Genomic DNA, 6009 nt, shown 5'->3' on the forward strand with positions numbered 1-6009 from the left:
ATACGAACCCGCCCCCATGCAGGCCCCCACGCCCCCAAGCGGCCCCGCAACCCCCGTGAAGGGACCCGACTCAGCGGCGCCTCGCCGCCACGGAACGGCGGGCGGCGTACGGCCGAGGCGGCCAGGTCCGCACCAGGGGCGCGGAGAATCGATACGAACCCGCCCCCATGCAGGCCCCCACGCCCCCAAGCGGCCCCGCAACCCCCGTGAAGGGACCCGACTCAGCGGCGCCTCGCTGCCACGGAGCGGCGCAGGCGGCGTACGGCCGAGGCGGCCAGTTCGGCGCGGGGGGCGCGGAGGTCGGAGGGTGGGGGCGGGGTGGGTTCGGGAACGGTGGGGGTGGTGGTCCAGAGGGCGAATTCGGCGTCTCGTGGGCCGTAGGCGACGTGCGGTTCGGCGCCGTCGAAGATCTGCACCGGGTGGGTCGCGTCCCACGGCTCCCAGCCCGGATCGCCGGTGGCCGCGAACCGTACCCAGGCCGTGTGCATCGCGGTGGCCAGTTCCCGCGGAGCTCCTTCGCCGGCCAGCTTGGCGGACTCGGGGACGTCTCCGGTGTCGAAGACGAAGCCGAGTTCGAGGGCGTGGCAGGCGCCGAGGTCGGGGAGGCGGGAGGGCCAGGCGAACTCGTAGAGGTGGGAGCTGCCGGGGCGGGCGTCGGCGAGCCGGTGGAGGGGGATGCGCAGGAGGTGGTCGGTGACCATCTGGCCGACGATCTCGGCGGCGCCGGCGTCGGGGTGCAGGGCGCGGTAGCCGCGCGGCACCTCGTGCCCGGTGTGGCAGCGGGCCATCGCGCCGGCCAGGGCGACCGGGCCGAGCCGGTCGACGTGTTCCAGGAGCCCGCCGGGCACCAGCCACAGCCGGTACTCGTCCCGGGTCCAGCCCATCAGGAGGTCGATGTCCGGGGCGGCCTCGCCGTCGATCAGGGCCTGGAGCGGGTCGCGCGGTACGAGGTCGCCGTCGATGACGATGCCGAAGGCGGGCCCGCCCAGAACGGGGCTGCTCAGCCGCCCCACCTCGGCCTGGGTGCGCAGCAGCACGTCGCGGTCGACGGCGGCGAAGGCCTCGGCGGTGGCGGGGATCTTCAGCCGGGTGGCCATACGGCGGACCATGCGCCGCACCTTGGCCCGTTCCGAGGCCTCCGGTGGCCCGCTCTGCAGGACGGCCCGCCGGATCAGGCCCTGGGCCTGGGGCGCCGCGATGAGGGCACCGGCGCTGATCGCACCGGCGGACTGTCCGCACAGGGTGATGCTGCCGGGGTCGCCGCCGAAGGCCCGGATCGACTCGTGGACCCACTGCAGCGCGGCGAGCTGGTCGCGCAGGCCGGGGTTGGGGGGTGCGTCGGGGAACAGTCCGTAGCCCTCCACTCCCAGCCGGTAGTTGACCGAGACGCAGACGACGCCGTCGCGGGCGAAGGTGCTGCCGTCGTAGACCGGTACGGCCGAGGATCCCCTGGTCAGGGCGCCGCCGTGCAGCCAGACGAGGACGGGGAGCCGGGCGTCCGGGCTGGGGTCCGGGGTCCAGACGTTGAGGTTGAGGCAGTCGTCGCCGGGGACGACGGGGTCGGAGAGGTACTGGGCGAACGCCTCGGAGTACGGCGGTTTCGGCGCGGTCGGCCCGAAGGCGCCGGCGTCGCGTACTCCGTCCCAGGGTTCGGGGGGCTCGGGCGGCCGGAACCGCCGGGGGCCGAAGGGCGGGGCTGCGTAGGGGATGCCCCGGAATGCCGCGATTCCTCGCTCGTACCTGCCGCGTACGGCCCCGTGGGGAGTCCTGACCACGGGGCCCGTCTGTTCTGCCGTCGTCTCTGCGGTCATCGCCCACCAGCCCTTCGTCGAGCTCGTGCACCGTTCAGGCAAGAGCACCACACCGCCCGGATGTATTCCCGTGCACGGACTTCGTCCACCGCCGAATGGTGCACGCCGGCCGGTGACCGGAGCCCGTCCGAGATCGTTTCCCGGGCATGAACCTCACCACGCGTACCGCGGCGGCTCTCGCTGTGGCCGCCGTCGCTCTGGACGCCGCTCACGGCATCGCCCAGGCCACCGGCCGGACCCTCGCTCCCGCACAGCACCGCACCGCCGTGGCCGCTCCCGGCGACGCGCACGATCCGAAGGAGGACGTCGAGCTCGACGGGAACGGCCGCCCGGACGTCCGCGAGGACTGACGCGCACCGGTGGCGCGTGACGGCCGGGCACCTCCCCGAGAGGGTGCCCGGCCGTCGTCCTGGTGGTGCGTGTCAGTCGCCTGTGGTGCGTCTCAGTCGCCTCCGGCCCTGTCGGCCGCCCCGACCAGCGCCTCCACCACGTCGACGGCGCTGCCGTCGTGGTCGCTGCCCGCCGTGCCGCTGCCGGTCTGGACGTTGGCCGTGCGGTCGACCTCCAGGATCGAGTCGGCCTGCGAGTTGTCGATGACGGTGATCAGGCTGTCCTGCGCGGCCGCGGGCGCGGCGCCGGTAACGGCGCCGACAAGCACCGCCGCGAGTGCCGCAGCCGCCCCGAACCGGGGCACGGCACCGGCGAACCGGGGTACGGCACCGGTCACACGCCCACGCCCTCGGGGGCGGTGAGCCGGTCGGGGTCGATGTTGCGTTCCAGCAGGCTGGTGGACGCCTTCACGCCGACCCCGCCCGCCGGGTCGACCTGGGGCAGGCGGCCGTCGGCGGCCTTGAGGTCGGAGAGGGCGGAGTCCATCGCCTCGTGGGCGGCGAACAGGCAGGGGGTGCTGTAGATCGCGACGTCGACGCCGAGGTCGTCGAGTTCGGTGAGGGAGAGGCGGGGCGACTTGCCGCCCGCGATCTGGTTGAACAGCAGTGGCTTGTCGCCGACGACCTCGCGGACCCGCTTGATCCACTCGACGCTGCGCACCCCGTCGACGAGGACGACGTCGGCGTCGGTCGCGGCGAGCCGCTCGGCCCGGTGCAGGATGTCGTGCTCGTCGGTGGCGTCCGTGCGGGCGACGACGACCAGGTCCTTGCGGGTCTCCAGGACCTTGTGCAGCTTCTCCAGGTACTCCTCCAGCGGCAGCACCTGCTTGCCGTCGGCGTGGCCGCAGCGGCGGGGCCGCTTCTGGTCCTCCAGGATCACCCCGGAGGCGCCGATGCGCTCCAGGCCCTCGACGACGTGACAGGCGACCTCGGGGTCGACGTATCCGTCGTCGATGTCGACCAGCAGGTGGTGGCGCGGGAACGCGCCGCGCAGCCGCTGCACGAAGGCCACCATGTCCGGCCAGGCGATGAATCCGATGTCGGGCAGTCCGTAGTACGAGGCCGCGAAGCCGAAGCCCGAGACGAACATGCCGTCGTAGTGCTTCGCGGCGATCGACGCGGAGTACATGTCGTACACGCCGATCAGTGGTGTGGTCCCGGGCCCGGCGATCCGGTCACGCAGGTTCTTCCCGTAGGTCAAGGTCCGGCTCCTCTGTGGGTGGGTGACGCGGGGCGGGTCGGGCCACCGCGTCTCGACGCCCTTTACCAAGACAAAAGCTTCCCGAGATACATACGTGACCTTCTCCCTACGCGGGCTTTACTCACCCGGTTGGCGGAACGGGTTCACCGCAGAAACGTCACTCGGAGCGCCACCGCACCCTGTCGAAACCGCCGCGCAGGTGAGCCGGGAAGCGCGGAGCGCGATCGGTCTCGGCGGCGTGTCCGCATGTCACCGCCGGTGGAGAGGTCCGCGCGGAGTCCCCGCGCGACCGAGGTGCCGTGCACTCCCTTGAACGGCGCCGCCGGTGACCGTAGCCTCCGGCGGAATGAGCCGCATTCCCCCGCTTCTGGACCATCTCGTGCTCGCCACGCCCGATCTGGCCGCGACCGTCGCCGAGTTCGCGCGCCGGACCGGGGTGACGCCCGCGCCCGGTGGGGTGCATGTCGGGCTGGGGACGCGGAACCACCTGGTCGGGCTGGGCGGGCGGAGCTATCTGGAGATCATCGGGCCGGACCCGGAGCAGCCCGAGCCGGTGGAGCTACGGCCGTTCGGGGTCGACCGGCTGGCCGGGCCGCGCACGGTGACCTGGGCGATCTCTCCGCCCGACCTGGAGACGGCGATCGCGGCGGTCCGGGCGCGGGGGTACGACCCTGGGCCGGTCCACCCGATGAGTCGCCGCACCCCCGACGGCACCCTGCTCCGCTGGCGGCTGACCGACGGCGGCACGGAGCATCCCTCGGGGCCGGTCGTCCCGTTCCTGATCGACTGGGGCGGCTCACCGCACCCGGCGGCCTCGGGGCTGCCCGTCACCCCGCTGCTGGAGGTGACGGCGACGGCGCCCGACCCGGACGCGGTACGGCCCCTGCTGTCGGCACTGGGCACCGAACTCACGCTCTCGGAGGGGCCGTTCGGGATCTCGTTCACGGTGGAGACGTCGAACGGGCCGGTGACCTTCGGCTGAAGCAGGCAGACGCCGGGGATCCGGGCCGGTCGTCCGGGAACACGGCCGGCACCCGCCCGGAGGGGACATGCGGCGGGGCCGCTCACACACCGGGGTCCATGAAGGGGGTGGCGAAGAACGCGGCCAGCATGAGCAGGGCGATGCCTCCCGCGAGCAGGAGGAGGATCGTCTGCCCCCATCGCCCCTTGCCGTCGGCGCGGACCACCCTGCCGGGATCACGCGGGTCGTAGCTGATCTCGAGACGGAGGCGGTCGCTCGTGGCGTAGTAGGTCCGCGTGTTCCCGTCCAGGTCGGTGTACAGGTAGAGGCGCGGCTCGGCGGCGCTGTGGGCGTAGTCCGCCGTCACCGTGATGCCGTGCCGAGGCAGGCGCCAGCGCTCGACAACCGTCGGAGCCAGCAACACGACGGCACCCGCGAACGGGAAGCCGACACCGCCGAAGAGCCAGACGAAGATCATCATGATGGGGTGCACGACGACCGAGACGAGCACGCTCATCGCGACGATGGCGAGTACGGAGCCCACTACGAACCGTTTGACCCGCCGGCCGAACGCCTCCCTCGGGGTCTCGGGCTCACGTTCGGCGGTGCGGGTGGTGACGAGGGTCGAGCCGTCGACCACGGCGGTGCTGTCGTCGGCGGGCGGAAGCAGGGCGCTCACGGCCTGGGCGAAGGCGCCTGCGGCGGCCTCGCTGACGCCTTCGATCCGGTGGACGGTCGGCACGGTCTCGGCGGGTGCCGTGAGTCTGACCTCGACGGCCCGCCGCTCGGCGCGGACGTGCGCGATCGCCGCGAACGGTATGCGGTACTCCTGGCGCGCTCGGCGCAGGATCAACTCCTGGTCCGTGGCGCGGAGATCGGTGTCCTTGCTGCCGTGCAGAACGGGTATGGAAGGCATGATCGACATGGCCGGATCCTACGTACGGACGGCGTGTTCGTGCGCGTACGGCACGTTCGCGAAGCCTTCACACCTGCTTCACCGCCGACTTCACCCGGCGCGCGGATGCCGTCCGTGCATCACGGCGGGCAACGGCGCCGCCGTGTCCGATTCCTTCAAGACCCGGCGCCCGGCCGCTGCCTACGGTGGCCGCATGACTCCACGATTCGCCGTGATCGGCGTGGTGGCCTCCGACATGGCCGCCTCGCTCGCGTTCTACCGTCGCCTCGGGCTGGTCTTCCCGGAAGGGGCCGAGGAGCAGCCGCATGTCGAGGCCGAACTGCCCGGTGGGCTGGTGCTGGCGCTGGACACCGAGGAGACCGTCCGCTCCTTCCACTCGGGGTGGCGGCCGCCGGCCGGCGGGGGCCGGGTCGGGCTCGCCTTCCGGTGCGGCTCGCCGGCCGAGGTCGACGCCGTGTACGAGGCCCTGGTGGGCGCCGGGTACCACGGCGAGCTGAAGCCGTGGGACGCCTTCTGGGGGCAGCGGTACGCGACCGTGCACGACCCGGACGGCAACGGCGTCGACCTGTTCGCGCAGCTAGGGCCTGTCCGGCGGATCAGGTCGCAGGAAGGAAACGGCGCCTCATAAGCGCTGGTGAGCGGGGTCTGGTGCGTGCAGATGCAAGGCGGAGGAGGGAGTCGACGCGTGGGGGTCCCCCCGCGCGAGCCCCATTCGAGCGTGGGGGAGTCGG

Annotated in this window: 7 protein-coding genes; 3 read left to right on the forward strand and 4 right to left on the reverse strand. The window is 72.8% G+C overall.

The window, feature by feature from the left end; translation table 11 throughout:
• Window positions 1-221 precede the first annotated feature (221 nt).
• Window positions 222-1811: a carboxylesterase family protein gene (locus ABZ865_RS10965; protein WP_361227128.1), complete on the reverse strand. Its 1590-nt coding sequence runs from the start codon at window positions 1809-1811 to the stop codon at window positions 222-224.
• A 146-nt stretch (window positions 1812-1957) separates the two neighbouring features.
• Between ABZ865_RS10965 and ABZ865_RS10970 the strand changes: the two genes are divergently transcribed.
• Complete coding sequence (locus ABZ865_RS10970) at window positions 1958-2161, forward strand: hypothetical protein (RefSeq protein ID WP_361227131.1); 204 nt, start codon at window positions 1958-1960, stop codon at window positions 2159-2161.
• 92 nt (window positions 2162-2253) lie between these two features.
• Here the strand turns inward: ABZ865_RS10970 and ABZ865_RS10975 are convergent, their stop codons facing one another.
• Both ABZ865_RS10975 and ABZ865_RS10980 read right to left on the reverse strand, forming a co-directional pair.
• A complete protein-coding gene (locus ABZ865_RS10975) occupies window positions 2254-2538 on the reverse strand; it encodes a hypothetical protein (RefSeq protein ID WP_361227134.1) in 285 nt (94 codons plus the stop codon).
• Window positions 2535-3401, reverse strand: coding sequence for an isocitrate lyase/PEP mutase family protein (locus ABZ865_RS10980; protein ID WP_361227137.1), 867 nt, complete (start codon window positions 3399-3401; stop codon window positions 2535-2537). The genes ABZ865_RS10975 and ABZ865_RS10980 overlap by 4 nt, the downstream gene beginning before the upstream one ends.
• 346 nt (window positions 3402-3747) lie before the next feature.
• On the opposite strand from ABZ865_RS10980, the gene ABZ865_RS10985 reads away from it, so the two are divergent.
• Window positions 3748-4383, forward strand: coding sequence for a VOC family protein (locus ABZ865_RS10985; protein ID WP_361227139.1), 636 nt, complete (start codon window positions 3748-3750; stop codon window positions 4381-4383).
• An 82-nt stretch (window positions 4384-4465) separates the two neighbouring features.
• Here ABZ865_RS10985 and ABZ865_RS10990 read toward each other — a convergent pair whose 3' ends face one another.
• Window positions 4466-5287, reverse strand: a complete 822-nt coding sequence (locus tag ABZ865_RS10990; RefSeq protein WP_361227142.1) for a hypothetical protein — start codon at window positions 5285-5287, stop codon at window positions 4466-4468.
• Window positions 5288-5471: 184 nt separating this feature from the next.
• Between ABZ865_RS10990 and ABZ865_RS10995 the strand changes: the two genes are divergently transcribed.
• Complete coding sequence (locus ABZ865_RS10995) at window positions 5472-5906, forward strand: VOC family protein (protein WP_361227145.1); 435 nt, start codon at window positions 5472-5474, stop codon at window positions 5904-5906.
• The last annotated feature ends 103 nt before the right edge of the window (window positions 5907-6009 follow it).

The organism is Streptomyces sp. NPDC047085, assembly GCF_040643735.1.
Lineage (GTDB): Bacteria > Actinomycetota > Actinomycetes > Streptomycetales > Streptomycetaceae > Streptomyces.